Source organism: Vibrio proteolyticus NBRC 13287 (assembly GCF_000467125.1).
GTDB classification, from domain to species: domain Bacteria; phylum Pseudomonadota; class Gammaproteobacteria; order Enterobacterales; family Vibrionaceae; genus Vibrio; species Vibrio proteolyticus.
Map to the genome: position 1 here is coordinate 1 of NZ_BATJ01000006.1, position 23,713 is coordinate 23,713.

Below are 23,713 nucleotides of genomic sequence, written 5' to 3' on the forward strand. Positions count from 1 at the left end.
TCACTGGCGTTTAGCAAGAAGGTCACAGAAGTCACGGCGACATTCGGTGGACAAGAAGCCGCATTCACGGCGAATGCCGATGGCGATATCTGGAGCGCAGATCTGGTTGTTCCATCCATAGACTCAACGGATGCTGTAACACTGACCATTTCTAGCTTTAAGGATGACTATGGCAATCTGGGTGCTCAGAACAGCGACTACTCACTGGCATACTCACCAGAAATGGCGGTGGCAGGTCTTCCAATGCTGGTCAATGGCTCTGAGTCGGGGGCGGTGAGCATCAGTGGTACATTTAACCACGTTGTTTCTTCAGCACTGACACTGAAACTAACCGGTTTGGATAAAGATGGCGCTGCAGTAGAAACGGACGCTCTGCTGGTGAGCTACGACGACACTGCCGGCACGTGGACAAGTGCGCAGTACAATCTTGCTGAATTTGCCGATGGTTCGATTGCTTTGGTGTTTGGCGGGAATGTGACGGTGGCAAATGGCGTTACCGTGAATGCCAGCGATTTCGCACCTACGGATAAGACAGTGACATTGAATCAGCAGAAACCGGTTGTTACTGATATTGCCGTCGATACCCTGAGCAACGGTGCTCAGGGGGTGGTCACAGTGTCCTTCAGCGAGTCGGTGACCGAAGGGGCAGTAACGATTGCGGGTGTAAACACGACCTTAACGGGCTCAGGCACGGAATGGACGGCCACCACAACATCAACGTTATCACTTGCTGCCACGCAGGAAACAGTAGATGTTGAAGTGAGTGGTTTCAAAAACACCGTGGGAAATACTCTGGATGCGCATTCACAAACCGTGAATACACCGGTGACCTGGGCTTTGACACCAAATCAGGATACGCCATACAGCCAGGAAGAGGCGAAGAACATGGTGCTCAGTGGCCAAACAACGGGTCTGGCTGCCGGTACCTCGATCACTGTGGTCGCAAAACAGGCGGGCAGTACGCTTCAATCGGAAACCGCTCAGGTTCTCAGCGATGGTCAGTGGTCTGTAGCGTTTGATTTGAGTGCCAGTGATGGCGAAGTCAGTGTTCAGGCATCAGCAACACGTAATGCGCAGACTTTTGAATCAGAAACCAAAACTCTGCAATTGGATACTCAGGCGCCTTCGGTCGATGGCACCCCACAACTGACACCAGCGACACCGCTTTCTGGTGAAGCTGTGGCGGTGAAGGTGAACTTTACCAAGGCCATTACCTCTGTGGGCGCAACCACACTGGGTGGTCAGTCTGTTGTCTGGAGCACAAGCGGTGCTGCAACACAATGGACAGGCGAAGTCACATTAGGAAACATGACATCGGCTGAAGCGACCTTGATTCTGGGTCAATACCTGGATGAAGTGGGTAATACAGTCGCAGCGGGAGCCGAATACGACTTTGCAATCAAACCAACGGTCACACTGGATACCGTCACCATCACCCCAGATAACGCGAGCAATGTGACATTAACTGGCGATGCATTCGGCTTTGGTGACCTGGCTGCTGATCAAGTGACAGTGAGTTTCATCAGTAAAGAAGGAGCCACCGAGCCAGCACCACAAACTGTCGATGTGACCGGCAGCACAGGTCGCTGGACGTTAAGCAATGTCGATGTCAGTACGCTGGATGAAGGGAACTGGAGCATTGAAATTGCCGGTCAGAATAGCCAGGGTCAAAGTGCAGAAGTGGTTACGCAAGATGTTGAGTTGTCGAACAAAGCACCGATTTTAAACAATGTCACCTTTAATCCATTGCATCAGGATGCTGGCGAGTCGGTTCATGCCTCACTGGCGTTTAGCAAGAAGGTCACAGAAGTCACGGCGACATTCGGTGGACAAGAAGCCGCATTCACGGCGAATGCCGATGGCGATATCTGGAGCGCAGATCTGGTTGTTCCATCCATAGACTCAACAGATGCCGTAACACTGACCATTTCTAGCTTTAAGGATGCCTATGGCAATCTGGGTGTTCAGAGCAGTGACTACTCACTGGCATACTCACCAGAAATGGCAGTAGCAGGTCTGCCAATGCTGGTCAATGGCTCTGAGTCGGGGGCGGTGAGCATCAGTGGTACATTTAACCACGTTGTTTCTTCAGCACTGACATTGAAACTAACCGGTTTGGATAAAGATGGCGCTGCAGCAGAAACGGACGCTCTGCTGGTGAGTTACGACGACACTGCCGGCACGTGGACAAGTGCGCAGTACAATCTTGCTGAATTTGCCGATGGTTCGATTGCTTTGGTGTTTGGCGGGAATGTGACGGTGGCAAATGGCGTCACCGTGAATGCCAGCGATTTCGCACCTACGGATAAGACAGTGACATTGAATCAGCAGAAACCGGTTGTTACTGATATTGCCGTTGATACCCTGAGCAACGGTGCTCAGGGGGTGGTCACAGTCTCCTTCAGCGAGTCGGTGACCGAAGGGGCAGTAACGATTGCGGGTGTAAACACGACCTTAACGGGCTCAGGCACGGAATGGACGGCCACCACAACATCAACGTTATCACTTGCTGCCACGCAGGACACAGTAGATGTCGAGGTGAGTAGTTTCAACAACGCCGTGGGAAATACTCTGGATGCGCATTCACAAACCGTGAATACACCAGTGACCTGGGCTTTGACACCAAATCAGGATGCGCCATACAGCTTGACTGAAGCGAAGACAGTTGTGATCAGTGGTCAAACAACCGGTTTGGCGACCGACACGCTAATAACCGTTGTAGCAGAGCAGGCGGGCAGTACGCTTCAGTCGGAAACCGCTCAGGTTCTCAGTGACGGTCAGTGGTCGGTAGCGTTTGATTTGAGCGCTAACGACGGTGACGTCAGTGTTCAGGCATCGGCAGATCGCAATAGCGAGAGCTTTAGTTCAGCGGCGCTCTCTCTGGAGCTGGATACACAGGTTCCAACCCTGACTCAGGTGGAATTTAACCCAGAGCATCAAAGTGCTGGTGAAGACGTGGCGGTGACACTGACCTTTAGCGAAGTGGTCCACAGCGTGGCTGCGACACTGGGAGGAGAGGCTGTGGCGCTAAACTCCAACGATGACATCGTTTGGAGTGGTACTGTCACAATGCCGACTCAATCAGGAGATAGTGCCTCTTTGCTGGTCTCTGGGTATGAAGACAGTGCGGGCAATCTAGGCGCGGAAGATTCTAGCCATATATTGCCATATACGCCGACGATCTCTGTCAATGCTCCGGGTACATCAAATAGCAATCTTACCGTGACAGGAAGCACAACCTACTTCGAGCAGGGCAGTGCACTATCCGTCACATTGACGGATCAGCGTGACCAAACGGAAACTGCGCAAGTAACGGTCGATGAGTTTGGTGACTGGAACCTGACACAAGATATTGCGAGCTTAGATTCTGGCACGATCAAAGTGGATGTGGCCGGTACGAATCAGAAATCGGTTAGCGTGAGTGCCACTCAGGTTGAGTTGACACTGGATAAAGACGCGCCAAGCGTCCAGATCGTGGTTTACAGTCCTGAGTCACCGCAAAATGGCGATGAAGTGACGGTGACCATCACCTTTGATGAACGGGTTTCTAGCGGTGTTGCCGCGACTCTGGGAGGCGAGGTTATCGATTTTAGCAGCGTAACTGCACCTGCGACGACTTGGGAAGGGACTGTTGCGGTAAATGTTAGCGCAGTAGATGAATCACTGGATTTGGTATTGGGTAGTGGCTATCAGGATCAAGTAGGCAACGACGGCAGTCAACATGATGATGTATTCAAGATCACACCGACCATTGCGATAGAGGAACCGGTGGAAATGACCAGTTCAACCGTGATAACTGGCACGTCAACCGGTCTGGCGGAGTCAACGACAGTCACCATTACTATCACCCAAGATTCAGAAGTTTCCAATGAGTACTTAGGCACTACCACTATAGGTAGTGATGGCAGTTGGACATCAGAATCCATTGATATGGAGTCATGGTCAGTAGGCACGTACACCATAGAAGTTAAAGCGACTAACGGCCAGGCTCTGGACGCGATTGATACGCTGACGATAAGTAAGTCAACGGCGATGTTAACCACGGACAATTGGAATTATCCGTTAGCGGCATAGTTTCATTAAAGGGCCAGCAGCATGCTGGCCCTTTTTCTATATATTGTTGGTAATGTGATTTTGTTTCCAAATTCTATTCAGAATGTCATCTGGATTGTGAGCCTAATAGTGATTTGTTGTGATTTTATTTGAAGAAATTGCTTTTTTTAGACATCGGATTTGCACTAATTTTCGACGATTACCATAACCCAACTGTGCTAATAAATGCAGCCATAGCCTAATTACACATTTATGAACAATGATTGGTAGTGGATTAGTCGGTTATGCTGGCGGATTAGTCATCTTGTTTCAATACAATCGAGCCTATATAGTCCTGTCCTGTGTGTTTTCAAAGCTTTGTAAACACAGTCCTGCTTTTAAAGTAAGCGTTGCTTACAACCTAGCATAGTATCGGTTTTGCGTGTGGGAATGCGTAGTGGCAGCTAAGGCTGCCAGACATATCGTTACTTTCGGAGTGCTGCTTATAATAGCCGCACTCCTTCTTTTTCTTCTCATGCTCCTCCAAGCCTTCCATTGCTATAAACAAAAGCGTATCTCATGTGTGCAAACGATCAGATAGTCACGACACAGTGGAATCAAATGATAGTGATATGCGTACGACGACTTTTTGGATAGAACTATGAATAAAAAAATCCTGATATCAGTTACCGTCGCTACAGTTATTGTCTGTGGGACTCTTTTTTGGGTTACTAAGTCACATAAAGTAGATCCGGAATTCCAAGTTCAACTTGACTGGATTGCATATGATCATTTAATGAATCCTGGTAGAAAAACTAGGACACCTAACTGGAAAATTACTGTTGAAATGCCGAAAAATTCAGCTGTAGAACGTTGGGATGCAGTAAATAAACAGCCACAAATTATGTTTCACTATGGACGAGATGGTACGATTTATACCATGAATATGAACGGTACAGATGTTCGGTTGCTATTGGATCGTGATGAACTGGGAGAGCTACCTGCTTCAGGCTACGATATACGTTCTCCAAATGGAAGATACTTGTCAATTCATTACGCGTTAAACTTAGACCCTACAGCTTGTCTTATTTTTGACTTAAAAGAACGTAAGATTGTTACTAAATTGCGTAGTTGTTGGGATGGAACCTTTAGTAAGGATAGCCAGTCCTACTATTATTCAGATCTTAGTCCGGCTCACCGTCAACCTAGAAAAGTTAACTTGATATCAGGTAAGGCATCCGATGTATTGCCAGAGACAATCACAATTGATGGTTCAAAGTATTACCCAGAAACTCAAACTCAAACGTTTATGATCAACGAAGCATTGAACTTATTGATCTGGTCTGGTGCAAAGAAAAACCCTGGCGGAGAAATTATAGAACGAGTTCAGGTGGGCTTTGATTTAGAAACATTGGCGTTAAAAGAAGTGAAAAATTACCTGGCACCTGAATGCCAAGGCAGCTTTAACTATAACCCTAATCCCGACTACTTTATTTGTGGATATCGCGTTGAACAACAAAACTTTGTTTTTTCTTCGTCTGAACCGGATGAGAAAATTGAAAATGCTTCCATTAGAAACGTAATAAAAAGGAATGCATGGTATTTCAATGGTTCCGCTAATAATTACGATAATACCTTGTTGCGCTATCGCCAACCAAATGAAGCCGGCATGTTTGATAAAATCAAGTACTACTATGAACTAGAAATAGGGAATAAAGACGATTATGACCGACTTAGTCACCTTAACCTTTTTATTCCTGATAGCTTGTTGTACAAGTTTGAACAGGTTGATTTAAAATCATTTTTCCCCGCGATTCCAACCCAAGAGCAGTATGACGAATCCTATCGGCGCCAGTTAAAAGCTCGTAAGGAAGGGAAAGAGTAAGCATCCTATGTCTGACGCTGTTAGGTGAGCTTAACGGGTTGGTACGTCTGGCATCACCGCTTTGAATTCACTCTATGTGATCGATCACAATAGCGATTATAAAGACGTCTTTGATTTAGAGTTTTATGAAGGGGAAGACCACGACTGGCAGCAAGCGTTATTAAGTGGGCTACCATCGGACGGGGTCTTTACTATGTCCCTAGTACATGACCAAGACCCAGACAGTCGTCACATACTTTTTGATCGGGTCGCTTACAACGATTTATTTGTTGAACCTGAGAGCGCTACTGAACGTTCGCCCGAAGCTCAGCCAAACGATAAGCCTAAAAGTATGACTGCAGCAGAAAAACAACGCTTTGAGTCATTAGTGCTGGATTGGCCGTTGTAACCTAAATAGAAAATGGATTAAGAATGAAAAAGAAAATATTACTCGGCTTGGGTTTTACGACTACTGTCGCCGCAGGTGTTGGTTACATAGCAACTAAACCCTATTTTGATGAAAAAGCAAGAATAGGCTTGTTAGCTGATTGGTTAGATACAAACCGGGGAGATACTAAAAGTTGGCTTTATCGTTATGATTTTAAAATCCCAACGAACTCGGAGGTGGCAGATTGGAATACTGAGAATGTAACACTCCCTCAGTTGCTGTTTACTATCGAAAACCTAGAAGACAATTCTAAGGTTAGTTACTGGGCTGTGAATATAGACGGTACTAACCCTCAATTGCTAATCCCTGAGGGGGTATTTCCGCCGCCAATCTATCGAAGTACGACTGATTACGCAAAATATATGTCACGCTCGCCAAACGGTCGCTATCTTGTTATCCCTCAGAAAAATAGCACCGTCTTGTACGATCTAGATAACGGAGAAGTAACAAACATTAGTGAGGAGTCTGGTTCAACTCGTCACGACATTATGTGGGATACAGACAGCACACAAGTTGTTGTGAAAAAAAGAGATGAGCTTCTGCTGGTTAAGCTAGACACCAAAGAGGTAGTGAAATTTACTGATGTAAATGGTTCATACGCACGTTACATGACCTCTTTTGCCAAGCCTTATATGAGCCAGTCAGAGCAAGCGATATATTTTAGTTACGAACCTGGCTTGGCGGGTTTTGGCTGTAAAGGAGAGGAAGAGGAGTATCTCGAAACTTTTGGGGATAGTGATGTTCCAAAATGCGGTAACACATTTGTGTTCGATGCCAAAACCTTAAAATTGGTCGATCGTGGTGATTTTACTCCGGATAGCTACGATTGTAATGTTTGGGGCGGAAAGTATGGAGATGGCTTTTATTGCCTTGGAGGTGCGGCATACCGCTCGGGAAGGCCATCTGAAAAAATGGGTAACTTCCCTGCTACAGTGGATTTGTTGGCTTTCAACGGTGGTGATATGTGGTTCGTCCCCGCGCATGGTCGAAATATTACCCGCGTGTTACACCAACCGACCGACAATAGCCCTACGACAGAGATGATATACACATATAGGGCGCTGAAAAATGGCGAGCGTGTCAAGCAATCAGCTTTCGGTTTGGGTTTTAGTCGTTATGTGATTGAGCATAAAAAGACGGATAATTGGAGTGAGTCACTCTATCCGCTGCCAAGTTATGCTGACATCAAAAAAGCAAGAACAGTTCTAGAGGAGCGTAATCATGGCTAGGACTAAGATTGAACAGCACTCTCTTTATTTGATGGGGCAATTAGTCGGACCAACTGGAGAAGCAGTAATAGAGAGATAGTTGTTCGATAAGATAAACCCAATCCACTTCTTTTTGAGTGCTGTAAACAGGCAGATTTGTTGTCAGTCACGCTTGTTTAGCTAGTTAATGATTGAAGTGTTAATTAAATTGGCTCAAAACTGGGAGGAAGGTTTCTTATCTTCGGTTTCTATCTGATAAATAAAGAATTACCATGTGAGGTTCGGTTGTGTTGGGTGGTGCGCCACAACAGTGACAGCGCCAAATAATGATGGTTGAAGTTCAAATAGTGAATGGGTATCATATCAGAACCAAATCGCCCAAATTTAAGCCTTATCAGCTTAAGCATCACCGCAGCCGAATGAACAAAAGATTCTTGGTTGTGGAGATCTCAAATGCAATTGTTTTGCAAATTTATACCGGGTTCTAAGTTAACGTATGACGAACTCGATTACGTCCTGACGCCAGATGAGTGCATCGGGCAGCTTTCGCGCGCGCGAAACATGCAAGACGTCCTGCGGCAACTTCCCAAGCCGCTATCGGAAAGACTCACCCTGTCAGCAAAGAAAGACATCCACAGCCTACTCAACAACGTCAGGCAGCGCCTCGTTCGTGCCGAGTGGATTGCGCTGTCTTCTTTTACCCGCCGCACTAGCCTTACAGACACGCAACTTCAGGCATTTCCTGCACTGAGAATGCAAGTTGATAAAGTGTTGGCAACGCAAGATGCAAAACCGGTCAAAGCTAACTATCAGGCAGTCACTGATGATGTTCCTTTGGCACGAAACCTGACTTACACACCGGTACCACCCTCTCCGGATCATAAAATTGTGGTTGAATTCGCTGGCCAGTGGTCAAGCAATGCTGCCTGTCTAATGTTGGCTAAAACAGAAGCCCAAAAAGAGAAAGTGACCGTAGGCAAAGCCGATCTGGACAACAAACACCGCAGCCTCGCCACTTTCAAAGACTTAGAAGTTGAGGGGAAAACGCTTTATATCAAGATTCCGTGTGCCGATCAGCCCACTCCTATCTTGTTGAAGCTTGCTGAAGATCTTCAGCCAGTGGACAAGGAAACGGAGATGGATGAATGGGATAACGTGTTGGTGCCGGTTAGGCCGCTTGCCTACCTTGACGGTAACAAAGATAAGGCCAAAGCGTCTGAGCTGTGTGGCGGTTACCTCTATGTCTTTTGGAAGAATAAGCTTTGGCGAGAGCTGGCAATCACCGAAAAGGGTTACTACCAAGACGTGGATGTCGAGTACTATCGAAACCTTTATAAAGAAGAGCAGCAAAAAGAGACACCTCAGGTCATAAAACGCAAAGCTGAAGGTTTTGCTGTCCCTCATTTTTGGGCGCCATATAAGATCAACGGCGAACTTCAACAAGGTGACAATGGCCTCAAACTCATCTTCTCCCCAAAACAGAAACGCTTTGCCCAAATTGAAGCATTAGAATCGGATGCTGCTTTGCTAGAGAAATCAAGTACACCACTTGATGAATTAAGCAGCTACAGTGATGGGCAGTCATTCAGTGCACAACAATTCACTTCCGATGTAGACAGTGCAGCCATCCATAAAGTTACCGAAGATGACATGCCCTGGCTAAGCGACCAGCAAGCCGTAGTTCGCAGCTATGACCAGAGCAATACCGTGATTGCTTATGTGGATGGAAAAAACAGTGGTTTTCTATTGTCAGTTGAAACCGGTCTGATCGATTTTAACACCCCTGTCATACATTATGCGGTGATATCTGATAGTGAAAGTGATTGGGTACTGAGTGAAGCGCTTCAATATGACAACGAAAACCCACATTTTGCGACGGCGCAGCTCGGTGGTTTCCCACCAAAAGGAAAATTCACTTTACAGATCACTTCTCCAGGTTATGCCCATCACTCGGAACTGGTTTTTCAAGATTTAACTCTTGAGCAGATACAGAATTGGCCGACTCCGAACCAAATGGCGGAAAGGGTAGAACCCGAGCCAGAACGCAGCGAACAAGAGCTGAATGCAGAAGATAATCTCAGCCAATATATGTCGCTGTGGAAACAAGAATTAGGAATGTAAGTTATGAACAAAAAAGTCGTATTTGGCTTGACCGTACTAGCCATAGCGGGCGTTGGGGTAGGCAGTGCCTTTAGCCCACAAGTTCAGCAATGGTTAGATGAAAGAGCGATTGCACAAGCACAGCAAGCTAAATATAACAAGGCGTTAAACACGGTGGTTTCTTCTATGGGACTCTTTGTTGATAGGACGTCAGAGCAAGCCGATTGGGCTTTAGAAGTCGCAGACCCTCGTACGGCACCATTGGCTGAGTGGGACAAGCCCGGAGACAAGCCGCAAATTATTACTCAGATTTATCGTGCTGAAAACCGCAAACAAGCTGGTTTATATACCATGAACTTAGACGGCAGTAACCTACAAACCCTGTTGACCCCAGAAGAAGTTGGCAGCCTGGTGAGTTTTACCAAAAATTTGCGTCCGCAGCGCTCACCAAATGGCCGTTTCTTGTTTTTTAACATGGGGTTATTCGTACAGCTAAAAGGGTGTGCGGTTGCCGACCTTAAAACCCGCCAAATTGAACGCTTTGGTGGCGATTGTAACTTTGGTGGCTGGCTACCTGACAGCAGTAAAGCGTATATATCGCAACTCGGCAAGGCGTACGAATTTGATACAAACACCATGGTTATGAGTGAGCTGCCGTTGGCTTTACCCAATCCGGACTCTCCTGAACTGAGAAAGAAATGGCTTGAAGGTAATTGGGGAGATCTTGCCTATGACAAAATTAAAAGAGTAAGGCTTTTAAATGATGGGAAGGAGCTTCTGGTTAAGACAAGAACATCACGTAGCAAAAAAGTTTTGGGTAGAGCCGATAAGGAAACCAATCTCGTCTATCAAGTCGGCGATTGGCAACATTACACGGTGGAGCGTTATTACCCTGAGGGGTGCTATCTAGCGGAAGAACAGAGAAAGTACGATGTCTTTTCAGCGTACATCTACTGGCGGGAAGATGGTGGTGCGTTTACGTGTAACACAAAAAATGGTTACCGTTCGTTTAATACCCGAGAAATGGGAAAATCAATTCCTTTGGTTGATAAAAATACTCGCTACACATTACAACTAGGCGTATTAAGCGGTATGGATGCTCCTACGCCGAGATTGTATAGAGCGCGTCAGGCAGATGAGAGTTCGCCGATTGATGTATTAGCCTACCAGTATAAACCGCCTGTAGAAGGCGATAGTGTTAATGGCTTCTCCCTTTATGTACCAGCGAGTTTGCAACCCCAGTTCTCTGATTATGATTTACGGCAGGAATTCCCTGCTTTGCCAAGCCATGCCCAGTATAAAGATGCCTACGCTCGCTACCTCGCAACTCAGGAAAAAAAATGCAAAAAAGTGAACTACGAAAATTCGACAGGTGAAGAAATCTTTCGATGTGAACGGACATGTCAAATTGAAAGACAAGGCAATCATTTTGTGACGGCATATTGCGAATCAAATCAGGTTAATTAAGGAGTAAACTTCGTGGCGAAATTAAACCTTAAAGTCCGTGGTGTTTATCTCCTTGGGCAACTTTTTGATGACATGGGACCAGTACCAAACAGTCGATATTTTCCCCTACGTAATGTGTGTTTCGCGCATAAAGACGACCGTGAGGGCAGGACTGTCAGCTATGATGGAGAGGGAAATCAAACTCAAACGACCCCGAAGGCCGCGTTATTGTACAGTGACGCACTCGGGAAAATTACCTATTTTAACGCGCCTGAATCATTAGACTTGCAGCAAGATTTGCCATTGCAAGGTAATCCTGCATCTGCGACAACGTTTGCCTCTGGTAACTCTCGCTTGCTATTCTTTCCGCCTTATTTAGCACCAATTCATCTTATGAGTAAAGAGGGCAAAGACGGTAAATGGCTAGCGAATTTGTATGATGCGCTTATCTCAGGAGCAGAAACTAAGCCTATAGAAAATTATTATCAAGTTTCTGAACAAAGTGATTATTCCATCTCAGAACTATTACCAAGCAAAGAGGTGAGTGATGAACAATATGCCGCTGCTATCGGTAAACTTGAGGACTCGATAGAGACAGAACAACTGAGTACGCTAAAAGCCATTGTTTTACCACAAAAATATACCATCGTAGTGCACTTTTCTGATGCAAATTTCGTTGGTGCCACGGTTACGCTGTCGAATTTTCCTTCACACTTGCGTATGAAAGGGGATGAAGACGGCAGTAATTTAACTGCGGTGAGCACGGTCAAAGAAGTGAAATTCAAAGATATCGACGGTCATGAAAAGAACATTTATAGCGCTACGTTTTGGGTAATGTCCGACTCTGTGTTTTCACTCAAAGAAGCAAGCCAGCATTGCCGTTTTGATATTGACGTATCTACAGTAATAAATGGAACCGCAAAAGACTTTTGGCTAAGGAAAAATATTCAAAAATACAGTTTTTGCGAAAGAGTGCTGCACCTGCCAATCTCAACCCCACTGGGTCGCAGTGCTTTGGTGAATGGCGATCCAATCTCGGTAGAAGAAGCACTGTTCAATCAAGCGCCCCATCTTTATCCAGATTTACTTGAAAAGCTTAAACAAAGCCCAACTGATTTGCCGGAAAAATTAGCCAGTGAGTCAAAAAGCGCGATCGCAGCTCAGATATGGCACAGTGTACAAAGCAATAAAGCGTACATTGAAAGTGCAGCCCAAACGATGCAACATAAGTTAAGCTGGCAGACTGTAGCCAAGGTCGCGGCGGCTTCTGTTGGTGGCAGTGCTGACAGTGAAATCAAAAATATTGCGGGCGCTACTGGGGCTTGTTTATCCGTTATGGGCAAAGCCAATGATCTTTCAGCGAACACGGCCGCATTTGGCCAGAGTCAAATCGATCTGATTAAGTTGTTCGGTGACAAAGGCAATATCTTATTCGATAAGCTGAAAGATAAAATCAATTTGATTGAAGTACCCTCGCAGTGGCGCCAGTTATTACAAGACACTCAAATAGCAGAAAAGATTGGTAAAGCTTACAGCTTAGCGGATGTTATTATTAAAGGCGGAAACTTAGTTGAGGCCTATAACAAAGACGACAAAGCAAGCAAAAAATTTGATTCTGTTGTCGTTGAATACCTTGCTACGGTTCAACAGCCGGGTATGCAATCTTTAGCGGCGATTAGTGATCAAGAATTGGCGAGTGCAGAGAAGGTGGCACTTGAACAACTCAAGCAGCTGCTTCCCTATATGGGCGATGATGAGCTGTCGATTAATACTCAGGTCAAAGAAGGGCAACATATTTTTGAGCTAAGGAGTACAACGTTTGCGTTTGACCGTAGCGAATCTGATAATCCTAAAGCTAAAGCTAACTTAGTTAAGTTGGGGGAAATACTGTCAGAGTTACACCGTCCTATCCCTATCACTATTAAAGGACATACGTGTTCCAGAGGTTCTATTGAATACAACCAGAATTTGTCTGAACAGCGAGCAAGCTACATACGAGAGTGTATTCTTGAAGGGATAAATAGCAACTACGCTGTATGGCAAAAATGTATTCGTGCCGTCGGTTTTGGCGAACAATTGCCTCTTGTTCCTAACGACTCCGAGGAACAGCGCCGCCGCAATCGTCGTGTCGACTTGGTATTGCATTTTGAAGCAATATTGGACTATCCGTTGTCCCGCGGCGGATTAACGGTCGTTGAAAAAGCGCGTAAAATGATGATTGCTAATGAGATGCAGCTTGATGAAGCCGCCCTGGATGCAATCGAACTCGCCATTGATACCGCCCTTGACGTTGCCTCAGTGACGCCTTGGGGGGCGTCTGCAAACTTTATTTATACTGTTGCAAAGGAAGGCGGAGCAGTATTCTCCAATTTTTATGATTTGTGTACAGAAAATGCTGATACATTGAAGCTACGTAATAACCTTGAACAAATTCAGTACCAAAACATTGTGTCTCAAGAACAGATACTTTCGTTTGATTCAGCCAATCTTACCGATGAGATGAAATCAAGCTACTATAAACGCGCCCACGCATTGAATGGTTTGAGTCGCTTACTACTTGAGCGCAACTATCAGATGATGTCAGGTGAAAAGGTAAACGTCGAGATAAAGCATATTGATGGGTACATTAAAGAGTTTTTGCTAAATGATTTGTGGCAGCTCAATGAAAATGGGTTTGGCATGGTTCATCTTGATGAGTTCTATATGGACTCCGGTTATGCACAAGCGGAATTATCACTACTGAAAGCCAGTACGTATTCCGCTTACGCGCAGCTTGGTGCGAGTATAGCGAGTAATCAGGTGAACAATTGGTTTTCTGATGAAAAGGATAGTGAGAGCCCTAAACCATTTATGGAATACTGCCCCATTCATTACACTGCATCTTCAAGCATCAATGCTCTCGTTGATATGTTTGAGATTCCATTTAATACTGAAGAGCTTGAGGCATTGTACAAAGGGTCCACACAGTCTATTTCTGTCAAAACGGCTCGTGACGGTGCGCCGAACGAGTGGATGGCGATGGATGAGTTCTTAGACGAATATGATTCCTTGTCTCCATTTGATGAAGTGAGGATTATCGTGATTTTAGCCCAAGAGGCTATTCAATCATTAGCCGAAGACAAGCGAAGGCTATTGCATCGTGTAGGGATTGAGACTCAAACTAAATGGAGTTGGTTGAATCATTTGGATCTGACAGATGCTATGTTCAAGCGTTCTAAGATTGTGGGTAAAAACTCAGAGTATCTACGAGACATTACTCCTTTGGTTAAGCAGTTAAGAATGACTTCTCAAGAGAAAGCTATGATCAACCAGCATTCTGGCAACGAAGTGTGGGGCGCTATTATCGAGCCATCTTTTGTATTCGGCGTTAATAAGATTAAGGGTACACGACCATGGCTAAATAGCGATTCGTATAAAAACATGCTTTTAAATGAGTTATTTAAGAAGAAAGGACGAGAAATTCGCACCGGAGAAATGGCCTTAAGCTATGAGTATTTAGCAGGTATTAAGGGGGTAAAAGATTCATTTAAGCCAGTCAATTATGGTTCCTGGGGAGGATTGAGTTTGTCTACATTCAACCTTTCACTGAGTCCTTCTAGACTTTATCAGTTCGGTAAAAATAAAGATCCTAGACATGCTGATCATTTGCTTGTTACTGAGAGCTTTCTTTCTGCGCCTAAACCAGATTCTGATGAAGGTTACTTCCCTAAAGTATTTGATGACCCTGTCGTGGAACTCCATGTTATGCAAAGAGGCCTTGAAGGCGAATACTCGGATTTCAATCGTTATTACAAAAAGGATGTAAAAGGGTTTGATTGGAGCCAATGGGTTAACTGTTTGGCTGTTGTCAAAACCGCGCATTGTAGTGACGAGGTATTCACTAACATGGGGTTTGCACCCGGAAGAGTGGTTGGGGTCGATGCCAAATTAAGAGAAGTTGAACTTGCGAATAGTCTTGACTTCTTGCCAGGAGTATCCGGAGGATCACGTATTGATTTAGGTCGGAAGGAGTTATATCGACTTGGAACTATTATGGAGAAGGATGGTGATTGGCAGTTTGATAAAGTTACTCCGTCCGAGAGTGTGGCACTCGAATCGTTCCAGTTGCCTAGCCAACTTGAGACTCTGCAAAGATACTATTCTGAAATGACATCGGATGAACTAAGGAAGCACGTCGTTACTAAATTTGGAATAGGTCAGAAAACTGATATTTATGCTCAAGCTTTTAAACCAGAATACGTTAATGCGTTAGGCACCAAAGTGCGCGGACTTAAGCCCTTTAAAAGAGTCGAAAAGTTAACTGATAGCTTCTTTATATTTTTAGAACTGCAACTTGAGCTCATTGGCCCTACAGGCTCTGGGTTAAACGCTCAATCGGATAAGCTAAAGTTGAATGCTCATGCTATTGATCGCGAGAAGATCCCGGAAGCATGGTATTCATGTAAAGAGGAACATATTCGAGGGGCTAAAGAAATCCTGCAAGTTGAGAAAAAGGATAACCTCTATGCGAAAAGAAAAATTGCAGAGAACTATGGTAAAAAATATTCGGACATTGTGCCTATTTTACGATGGTTGGAAGCCGGTGAAGCGAAACCTCCTAGAATAACGGATGCTCAGCTAGGCTTGATTAACGACTGGATCTCTAACCAATAAAAAAACCGCCTTCGGGCGGTTTTTTTATTACTTACTCAGTGGCGGTTATCTCGTACTTGCGCATTTTATGGTTCAGTGTACTCAAGGGTAGAGATAGCTGCTCTGCTGCGCGTTTGGTGTGCCAGTTGCACGCATTCAGGCAGTCGAGAATAACGGTCTTCTCATACTCGCTCACGGCTTCTTTAAGACCTCGGGAGAAGTCTGTATCGGCTTCATCAAGGTTTTTGGGATCCGCAGTGAGAGTTTCCTGACTGGGTATTGGCACTGACTGCTCTGATACCAATGGTGTCATCACGCCTTCACCGATTTCTACTTGCGTGATGGTTTCGAAATCAGACAACAACACCGCGCGTTCTACGATGTTTTTCAGCTCTCGGACGTTACCCGGGTAGGCATATTCCAATAACTGACGTCGTACATTCGCACTGAGTCCGGGTGCCTGAGGCAGCCCCAGAGAGCTTGCACTCTGTTGCACGAAGTGTTCGGCCAAAGGTAGGATATCCGCTTCACGTTCACGCAAAGGCGGTAACGTGATGGGGAAAACATTCAGGCGGTAAAACAGGTCAGCCCTGAATTCGCCGGATTTGATTTTCTCCATCAGGTTGCAGTGCGTCGCCGCGACGACACGAACATCCACTTCAATCTCTTTGCTGGCACCCACCGGTCGGACTTTGCGTTCTTGCAGCACGCGCAATAATTTGGCCTGAAGTAGCAGCGGCATGTCGCCGATCTCGTCCAGGAACAAGGTACCACCGTCTGCTGCTTCAAACAGGCCGATCTTGTCTTTGTCTGCACCAGTGAATGAGCCTTTCTTATGACCGAAGAGCTCAGACTCCAACAACTGCTCTGGTATGGCCGCGCAGTTTTGCACGATCAACGGTTGCTTTGCCCGGTCGGAGTTTTCATGAATGTACTGAGCAATCACTTCTTTACCGGCGCCGGTTTCTCCGCGCAGCAGTACGTCTACAGGCAGGGTGAGCACTTTATCCAGACGGCGCAAAACTTCAAGCATCTGCTCGCTTTCAGCAATGGGGCCGTTGTACTGGCCTTGCTTGCGTTTTTTAAGCTGCTTGTTTTCCCGAGCGAGGGCTGCGTTGTCTGCACTGAGGTTTTTGATCATATGCCCGTACTCTTCCAGCCAGAAAGCCTGACGAATACTGTTCGCTGCGATATGACAAAATGCCGTGAGTGCTGATTCGTTGTCGATCACACTCAAGTCCATCAACGCCAGCAGGCCGATGGTTTTGTTGTCATCGTCCACCAGAGGCCAGGCAAGCAGGTTAGTACTGCGCAAACCAAGCTTTGCCTCGGTTTGGTAAATCGTATCGCAATCGTAACCATTGTACTGGTACAACTCATTGATTAGGACGACTTCACCATTCTGGATGGCGTAACTGAACGGGTCGTTTTCGCTGGCTAAATCTAAGGAAAGGGGTTTCCACGGATGGGCGGAGAAAGCGGTTTCGTTGTGGTGGACAATACTGGGGATCAGTGCTTGTCCGGTCTGATCCAGAACGTAGATGATGCCGTGTTTGGAAAACGTCATCTGCCGGGCAGCGGTTAACACTGCGTCTAAAGTTTGCGCTAACTGAGAGCGATCAGCCAGAGACTGGCTGATCGCAAGTAAAGCACTACTCAGATCGTTCTGATTAGCTGAACGCATAAGACAGCGTTCCCTGTTCATCGACAGAAACGGTGATCTGGGTATGCGCATCGTCTTTGTCGTGAACCAGCAACTGCGTTGACAGTTGAGGCAGCAACTGACGGTTGATCACGGCATCAATGTTACGTGCACCAGTTTCCGCCAGACGACAATTACCCAGAACAAACTCAACCAGATTGTCGTCATAGTTCAGTGTCAGTTTATGATGATTTTGCAGACGCTGAGACACTTTACCCAGTTTATGATGGATAATATCGGTCATGGCGTCGTCAGACAGAGGCACGAACGGCAGAACAGACATACGCGCCAGAAGAGCAGGCTTGAAGTGCTGATTCAGGGTCGGGCGGATAGCTTCGGCAATCACACCCGCTTCGATCTCTTTTGACTGTTGAACCAGAGATTCAATTTCATGCGTCGCCAGATTACTGGTCATGATGATCAGGGTGTTTTTAAAGTCGATCGCACGACCTTCGCCGTCGTTCAGCGTACCCTTATCGAACACCTGATAGAACAGATTCAGTACTTCTGGGTCGGCTTTTTCTACTTCGTCCAGCAGGACTACAGAGTATGGGCGTTGACGGACGGCTTCGGTCAACATACCACCTTCACCGTAACCCACATAACCCGGAGGTGAACCGATCAGGCGAGATACCGTGTGCTTCTCCTGGAATTCTGACATGTTGATGGTGGTCATGAAACGTTCACCGCCAAACAGCTGGTCTGCGATGGCACGGGCAGTTTCGGTTTTACCCACACCGCTTGGACCAACCAGCAGGAAGACACCGGTAGGCGCATCTGGGTTACCCAGACCGGCTTTAGCGGTTTGGATGCCTTCTGCCAGTGCATCAATTGCAAACTCCTGGCCTTTAATGGTTTGAGTCAGATTGTCTTTAAGGTTCAGCGTGGTCTCAGCTTCATCCTGCAACACTTTACCCATCGGGATGCCTGTCCAGTCGGCAATCACATGGCTGACTTCGTCAGGGCCAACTTCAAAGTGCACCAGTGGGTTCCCGCCGCGAATTTGCTCAAGTTGTTCCTGACAAGCCGAGATCGCGATGCGTACCGCTTCTTCATCCATTTCTGCGTAAGGAGAAACGTCAGCGTCTTGATCGTCTTCTGTCTCTGATGCCGGCTCATCTGATACCAGTTCGTGAAGACGAGCACGCAGTGCGATCATCTCTTCGATCTGGTTCTTTTCGTTTTGCCATTGGGCTTCCTGTACTTCCAGCTCTGCACGGGTTTCTTCCATGGCCGCTTTTAGATCAGGAATGGTTGCCAGACTATGCTTATCACCTGTTTGTTGCAGAGCGTCACGTTCCAGCGCTTCCAGTTCACGGGTTTGCGCCGCCAGCTCTTGTTGCAGCGTTTCTACAGAAGCAGGTACCGCATTCAGGCTGATGTTGACACGCGCACAAGCGGTATCGAGTACGTCGATCGCTTTGTCCGGCAGTTGACGACCGGAAATGTAACGGGCAGACAGAGCAGCAGCGGCAGTAATTGCGTCGTCACGCACGTACACGTTGTGAGATTTTTCATACGCCGGGCGTAGACCACGGATGATGAGTGCGGCTTGCTCCGGTGAAGGTTCGTCGAGTTTCACTAATTGGAAACGACGGGCAAGCGCCGGGTCTTTTTCGAAATACTTTTTGTACTCAGACCAGGTTGTGGCTGCGATAGTTTTGACTTCACCGCGGGCCAGGGCGGGTTTCAGCAGGTTTGCTGCATCGCTGCCGCCAGCCTGATTACCACCGCCGACCAGAGTATGGGCTTCATCGATGAACAGGATAATCGGTGTTGGTGAGTTCTTTACTTCATCCAGAACGGCATTGAGGCGCTTTTCGAATTCGCCCTTTACGCTTGCGCCTGCTTGCAGCAGACCCATATCCAGGCCGTACAGTTCCACCCCTTTCAGGTTGTCAGGCACCTCGCCCTGGACAATTTTGAGCGCCAAGCCTTCTACCACCGCGGTCTTACCTACACCGGGTTCACCCACGGCAATCGGGTTGTTTTTGCGACGACGGGCGAGGATATCGACGATCTGACGAATTTCCTGATCACGGCAGAATACCGGGTCGATTTCGCCTTTACGTGCTTTACCGGTGAAATCAGTAGTGAATTTGCTCAACGCAGAGCCTTCTTCACGTGCCTGAGTTTTCTCGGATGTTGCTTCACGTGCTTCCAGAGACTGCGACGTGAGTTCCGCAAAGTTACGCTTCAGGCTGTCTGGGTTAACGCTTTCAAGAATCGACGCGTAACCGTGTTGGCCGTAACGCAGCGGGTTACTGACCAGAGTCAGCAGCAAGGCGCCGGTACGAATCTTAGTTTCCGAAAGATCCAGAGACGACACCAGCCAGCTTTCCTGCAGCCATTCGATCAACAGAGCCGAGAATACAGGTTTACCGCCGTTACCAGTTGGACTGGAATCCAGTGTTGAACGAATGGACTGGCGTAGCAGGTTTTCAGAACAGTCAAAATGCGCAAGCAGGACGTCAATATCACTGTTTGGGCGTTCAAGCAGGCTAAGCAGGTAGTGCTCGATTTGAACTTCATTGGCCTTTTCTGATACAGCCAGTGCTGCTGCATCTTCTAGCGCAACTTTTGCGATAGGGTGCAGACGTTGTATTAAAGAAGAGAGATTAATATTTATCATTGTCGTTTCTGAGCTTTTAGATTGTATAAAAGTGGGCGAGATTATACTAAACAATCGAGTGTGGTTTTTTTTATCCGCTAATTTAACTAGTCAATTTTAGTTATTATGTTGGTGGCTTTTTCCACAATTTAAATATACCTAAGCAGGCTTTCGGTGTTTGTGAATTAATTGATGGGTAAAGTGACTGAAGTGGTAGTTAATATGACTTTTTTACCTCAGTGGAATGCCGTTATTTTCTCTTTATCGCCGAGGAACAATAAATTAATATGGGAGAACAAGATTTTGTTTAAATTTCTAAAATCTTGTAATTGTGTATAGTGTGAATAAGATGGAATTTTTACTAAGTCATTGTAATTAATACTATTTTAAAGTTGGCATGCTGGTTGCATTGTTATATTGGGTCGCGGTGATAAGCGATTTGGTGAATGTAAATAATATAGAATTTTTTAAGAAGGAAATTTCAATGCCAACTCCAGCATATATGTCTATCAATGGTGAAACTCAAGGTCACATCACTAAAGATACTTTCTCTGCGGATTCTGTCGGTAACACTTGGCAAGAAGCTCACGTAGACGAGTTTCTGGTACAAGAACTGGATCACGTTCTGACTATTCCACGTGACCCACAAAGCGGCCAACCAACTGGTCAACGTGTTCACAAACCAGTTGTGGTAACTAAAGTTCAAGACCGTTGTTCTCCACTGCTGTTCAACGCGTTGGTTTCTGGTGAGAAACTGCCTGAGTGTCAGATCCGTTTCTACCGTACCTCTGTACAAGGTAAGCAAGAGCATTACTACACGATCAAACTGATCGATGCTTTGCTGGTTGACGTGCAAACTCGCATGAACCACTGTCAAGACGCTGCAACTGCAGACCGCGTGACTGAAGAAGTTCTGAAGTTCACTTACCGTGCAATCGAAGTGACTCACGAAAACTGTGGTACTGCGGGTAACGACGACTGGCGTGCTCCACGCGAAGCGTAATAGCTATCGCGGTACGTATCAGGGCCAACATGATGTTGGCCCTAACTCCTTTATTAGTATCAGGTAAAAGATATGGTGAATGACGTAGAGTTTAAATTTGAAGTCCTCGGGACAGGACATGAGTTTCGGGTTGAGAGTTTTCAGGTAACGGAAGAACTGTCCAAACCTTTTCATGTCAGCCTTTCATTACTTTCACTTGATGCTGATATTACATTCGATGCATTGATTCGAAAGCCAGCTCTGTTGACCTTGTATGGTCAGGGAGCGGGCTCTGCGCGTTTGTTCCACGGTGTTGTCAACGAGGTTCGTTATCTGGGGCAGGGGCGACGCTTTGCACGTTATCAAGTCGTGTTGGTTCCACAGTTTTGGTTCCTGACTCAGCGTCAGGATTGCCGTATTTTCCAACATAAAGCGGCGCCGGATATTATTTCTGAAGTGCTGGACGACGCGTCGGTGACTGACTATCGTCTGGAGTTATCAGGGACTTACCCACCAAAAGAGTATGTGCTTCAATATCGTGAAACAGACAGCCATTTTGTTCAGCGTATGTTGGCTGAGCATGGTATGTGGTATTACTTTGAACACACTGAAGCCAACCATACGATGGTGATCGTCGACAGCAATGACGCCATTGCTGAACTGCAAAGCACCCCGCTAAACGCGTCTTACATCGGTCCGATCGTTTACCATTCGGATGCTGGTGGTGTGGCTGACCGCGAGCACATCTTTGATCTGGAGTTGATCAATCGCGTTCGAACTGGTCACGTGACGTACACAGATTACAACTATGAACAGCCGAAGATCCCTCAGGAAATGGCGTCAAATGGTGACCTTGATCAGGATCTAAAACTGTTTGATTATCCGGGCCGTTACGGGGACCCTGCGCAAGGGCAAATTCGTGCCACGGAATGGATGGCCGATCATGTCGTAGAGAATCAGCAGATTGAGGCCTCCAGTAACGTGATGCGCCTTACTGCGGGTTACAGTTTTAATATCGGAGAGCATCCTCGCGCGTCAATTAACCGTGATTTTACCATGTTGGCAGTGACTCACCATGGTCATGACCCTCAGGTTCACGAAGACGAAGCGAGCGGCATGCCAACGTCATATCACAACCAGTTTGTATGTATTCCTCGTGATATTGTTTTCCGGGCGCCAAAGCTGCCAGCACCTATGGTCGATGGCCCGCAGACGGCCGTTGTAGTGGGGCCGGCTGGAGAAGAGATTTATACCGATAAGCTTGGTCGGATTAAAGTTCAGTTCCATTGGGATCGTTACGCGAACAACGACGAGCATGCCAGCTGCTGGATTCGTGTCAGCCAGTCAATGGCGGCGCCAACCTGGGGTGCGGTGTACTTGCCACGAATTGGTCACGAAGTTGTGGTTACGTTCCTGGAAGGTGATCCGGATCGTCCGTTAGTGACGGGGGCCGTTTACAACGGTCTGCACTATCCTCCGTACTCGCTGCCGGAAAACAAAACACGGACCACTTTCCGTACTCAGACGCACAAAGGCACTGGTTACAATGAACTGAGTTTTGAAGACGAAGCGAACCAGGAAGAGATCTATATCCATGCACAAAAGGATATGTCGACCAAAGTCCTGAACAACCGTTATCGTGACATTGGTCAGGATGAGTTTCTCAAAGTCGGCCGTCACCAGACGAATGAAGTCCACGGCGACCACAAAGAGACGATTGACGGGCATAAGACCACACAGGTGAACAGCACCTTTACGGAGACGGTTGAGCAAGACGTTACCGTCACCTATAACGCCAACGAAACTCAGTACGTAAAAAATAACAGCAGCCTTGAAATTGGTGACAATCGTACCACCAAGATTGGTAAAAACGACGATCTGGATGTCGGTGAAAACAGCAACCTGACGGTTGGGGCTTCACGCTCTTCGGACGTTGGTGCGGATGACAACCAAACGGTCGGCGGTAACCTGACGGTTTCCGTCAAAGGCAATACCTCATATAAGGCAGACGGGGCCACACAGATTATCAGTGGTGAAAAAATTGTACTCAAAACCGGCGGCTCGTCGTTGGTGATGAGCAGCGACGGCACGATTAAACTTTCTGGTACTTCAATTACCATCGATGGCAGCGCTAAAGTGGTTGTGAAGGGTGGTAACGTAGCGATTAACTGATGAAACAGACACAAACATTACTAGAGTCCCCTCTGGAAACGGAAACTACACAGCAAGCCGAGCAATCGGCTTGCTTTTCGCGTTTTGGACGCATTGTGGCCATCAATGAATCACTGGATAGCGTGAAGATCGATTTCGAAGGCAATACTTTCGGCCAGCCCATCACCGCCAGACTCGGACGTATGTTTCGCAAGGCGGAGCTGGATATGGCGGTGACCAATCAACTCAATTGTAGGATTGAATTCATTAATGGTGATCTGAACTTGCCAGTTGTGACGGATATTTTCTTCTCGATCCTGAATGACTCAGATGAGTTCGTCTTGCGTGCCGACAAAATGGTCATTGAGGCCTCTCAGGAGCTGGTGGTACGCAGTGGTGAAACCGAAACTCGTTACAGTGGGCGTGATAACCGCGTCACCACCAAAGCGAAGTATGTCACTTCTCAGGCCGAAAAAGCCCAAAAAATTCAGGGCGGCACGATCGCCATCAATTAAGCCGTCATCAAAAAGAAGTAAA

Annotated in this window: 11 protein-coding genes and 2 pseudogenes; 10 read left to right on the forward strand and 3 right to left on the reverse strand. The window is 46.6% G+C overall.

Annotated features, from left to right (window positions below; translation table 11 throughout):
* From VPR01S_RS08765 to VPR01S_RS23045, 7 genes are all read left to right on the forward strand, one after another.
* Nucleotides 1–4,074: tandem large repeat (locus VPR01S_RS08765; protein ID WP_021704959.1), on the forward strand; the 4,074-nt coding region annotated here is incomplete at its 5' end.
* A gap of 619 nt (nt 4,075–4,693) precedes the next feature.
* A complete protein-coding gene (locus VPR01S_RS08770) occupies nt 4,694–5,917 on the forward strand; it encodes a hypothetical protein (protein ID WP_021704960.1) in 1,224 nt (407 codons plus the stop codon).
* Between the two features lie 61 nt (nt 5,918–5,978).
* A complete protein-coding gene (locus VPR01S_RS08775) occupies nt 5,979–6,305 on the forward strand; it encodes a hypothetical protein (RefSeq protein WP_021704961.1) in 327 nt (108 codons plus the stop codon).
* A 23-nt stretch (nt 6,306–6,328) separates the two neighbouring features.
* On the forward strand, nt 6,329–7,573 hold the full coding sequence (locus tag VPR01S_RS08780; protein ID WP_021704962.1) for a hypothetical protein: 1,245 nt from the start codon (nt 6,329–6,331) through the stop codon (nt 7,571–7,573).
* 432 nt (nt 7,574–8,005) lie between these two features.
* The gene (locus VPR01S_RS08785; RefSeq protein WP_021704963.1) at nt 8,006–9,673 is read left to right on the forward strand and encodes a hypothetical protein; all 1,668 of its coding nucleotides are present in this window, start codon (nt 8,006–8,008) and stop codon (nt 9,671–9,673) included.
* A gap of 3 nt (nt 9,674–9,676) precedes the next feature.
* The gene (locus tag VPR01S_RS08790; RefSeq protein ID WP_021704964.1) at nt 9,677–11,119 is read left to right on the forward strand and encodes a TolB-like translocation protein; all 1,443 of its coding nucleotides are present in this window, start codon (nt 9,677–9,679) and stop codon (nt 11,117–11,119) included.
* 12 nt (nt 11,120–11,131) lie between these two features.
* Entirely contained in the window at nt 11,132–15,751 is a 4,620-nt protein-coding gene (locus VPR01S_RS23045; protein WP_021704965.1) for an OmpA family protein, read from the forward strand.
* A gap of 31 nt (nt 15,752–15,782) precedes the next feature.
* Here the strand turns inward: VPR01S_RS23045 and VPR01S_RS23230 are convergent.
* The 3 genes and pseudogenes from VPR01S_RS23230 to tssH form a co-directional block, all read right to left on the reverse strand.
* Nucleotides 15,783–15,944 (reverse strand): annotated as a pseudogene (locus tag VPR01S_RS23230) (helix-turn-helix domain-containing protein); the annotation flags it as partial.
* A gap of 104 nt (nt 15,945–16,048) precedes the next feature.
* Nucleotides 16,049–17,414, reverse strand: a pseudogene (locus VPR01S_RS08800) (sigma-54-dependent Fis family transcriptional regulator); the annotation flags it as partial.
* Complete coding sequence (gene tssH / locus VPR01S_RS08805) at nt 17,401–20,064, reverse strand: type VI secretion system ATPase TssH (RefSeq protein ID WP_021704967.1); 2,664 nt, start codon at nt 20,062–20,064, stop codon at nt 17,401–17,403. The gene tssH and the pseudogene VPR01S_RS08800, both read right to left, overlap by 14 nt.
* Before the next feature lie 463 nt (nt 20,065–20,527).
* Between tssH and VPR01S_RS08810 the strand changes: the two genes are divergently transcribed.
* The 3 genes from VPR01S_RS08810 to VPR01S_RS08820 all read left to right on the forward strand — a co-directional run bounded on the left by VPR01S_RS08810 (nt 20,528) and on the right by VPR01S_RS08820 (nt 23,691).
* Nucleotides 20,528–21,046: an Hcp family type VI secretion system effector gene (locus VPR01S_RS08810; protein WP_021704968.1), complete on the forward strand. Its 519-nt coding sequence runs from the start codon at nt 20,528–20,530 to the stop codon at nt 21,044–21,046.
* Nucleotides 21,047–21,118: 72 nt separating this feature from the next.
* Nucleotides 21,119–23,197, forward strand: coding sequence for a type VI secretion system Vgr family protein (locus VPR01S_RS08815; protein WP_021704969.1), 2,079 nt, complete (start codon nt 21,119–21,121; stop codon nt 23,195–23,197).
* Nucleotides 23,197–23,691 carry a hypothetical protein gene (locus VPR01S_RS08820; RefSeq protein WP_021704970.1) on the forward strand — a complete coding sequence of 165 codons (495 nt, stop codon included), beginning with the start codon at nt 23,197–23,199 and terminating at the stop codon, nt 23,689–23,691. The genes VPR01S_RS08815 and VPR01S_RS08820 overlap by 1 nt, the downstream gene beginning before the upstream one ends.
* Nucleotides 23,692–23,713: the final 22 nt, after the last annotated feature.